This window comes from Desulfotruncus alcoholivorax DSM 16058 (assembly GCF_000430885.1).
Taxonomy (GTDB): domain Bacteria; phylum Bacillota; class Desulfotomaculia; order Desulfotomaculales; family Desulfallaceae; genus Desulfotruncus; species Desulfotruncus alcoholivorax.
This window is the reverse complement of the sequence record NZ_AUMW01000064.1, coordinates 1-1,453: the sequence shown is the minus strand read 5'-3', so window position 1 is coordinate 1,453 and position 1,453 is coordinate 1. Positions and strand designations below refer to the sequence as shown.

1 protein-coding gene is annotated in these 1,453 nt (G+C 39.3%); it reads right to left on the bottom strand.

Annotation, left to right across the window (positions count from 1 at the left end; all coding sequences use genetic code 11):
- Positions 1 to 66: 66 nt before the first annotated feature.
- On the bottom strand, positions 67 to 315 hold the full coding sequence (locus tag H569_RS22655) for a hypothetical protein (RefSeq protein WP_157833577.1): 249 nt from the start codon (positions 313 to 315) through the stop codon (positions 67 to 69).
- Positions 316 to 1,453: the final 1,138 nt, after the last annotated feature.

The following is a 1,453-nucleotide window of genomic DNA, read 5'->3' as shown; positions in this document are numbered from 1 at the left end:
TCGCAAACGGGTTCTCCTTGCTTTATAAATCCGAAAAAACTTGTTTCCCTTTGCGGATAAACATTGCTAATTAGCACCAAAAGTGCGGAAGAACCAATAATTATAGCCAGGTGCATCAATGTCCGGGGATCCGTAGGAAATGATGCACAGGTCGCGCGGGTGTCCGGTCTCGAGAAAAGAATCCCCGATGCTCTTAAATATTTTGGCGGGAGAGCACACAAGGGCCGTACCGGCAATATGTATGGCATCTCCATCTGATATCAGCCTTACAGCTTCGTCCGCGGACATGAGCTTCTTTTTTAATAAATCAGTCATATAGCCACACTCTCTTTTTCCATGTTTTATTTCCTTTTTTAACGCTACACATCCGTATGGGGAAAGTGCTGCAAATTTATTTATTTGTGCTGAAAAAGCCAGTATTTTGTTTACTTTCTTTAAGCCGATAAGTCCCTCACGTAAACGGTATAACATGGGCGCGTTACGTAATTCTGTCTAAACTCTTCTGCCCCGATTTTATAGCGTAGCCCGGTTGTACGGAATAGTGGTTACAGTTCTACCTGATATAGGTTGCCAGTAGATTCAATTGTGGTTACTGGACTATTATCGGTGCTTTGGGTAGTGGCATCAATTATTGTCTCTCAATCTTACGGGCTCAAATTATTGCGCCATTGCTATTTGAAAATTTTGATATTTCTTGCGTATGGCAATATTTTAATACTTTCAAAAACGGAATGTCAAGCAATTTTTAATAGAATATCTGTAATATGAGATAATATTACTTAATATTACGCTCGTGTCAATTTTACCGGAATTATGGATATTATTTTCCGAAATTCCGTACATCTTATTCTAAGGTTTCCTCTTTGATAACCCGGATCTGGTAAGACCGGTTCATTTAGATATGAGGGCGACTGGTGGTTTGTTATTTGCTCTTATGGCAATTTGATTTTGATTTGACTGCAGGCGGGTATTTGTGTAAACTACATCCCCCAGTATTTGGAAGCTGTCCGAAAGTCCATCAGTAAGCGATTTGCGACCTGCCGATTACTGAAACCAAGGTTTTTGAGTGATTGCAGTTCTGTATACATAGGCCACCTCTTCATAAGCACCCCTCCTTGAAATGAGATCTGTGCTTATGGTAGCATATCCCATTTCTACCAGCCAGTGTGCTGTATTAGTGGCCGAAATTGCTGTATTTTTAGTGGCCGTTTTTGCTGTATTTTATTTTACCGCTAACATATTCAAAGCTTACTTACGGATATACGCGATAAAAATACTACTAGAAAGGAACTTATTGATTCCCTTTATAAATGTAAGCGTAAAATGTATTTGCTAAAATATAAACGCTAAAATAAAAGGGGTTCTTCCGCACTTTTGGTGCAAGGAAACCAAGCAACTCCTTCTTGGTCCATTATCACCTTTGTAGTTCGATATATTCCTAAATAGAGCAATT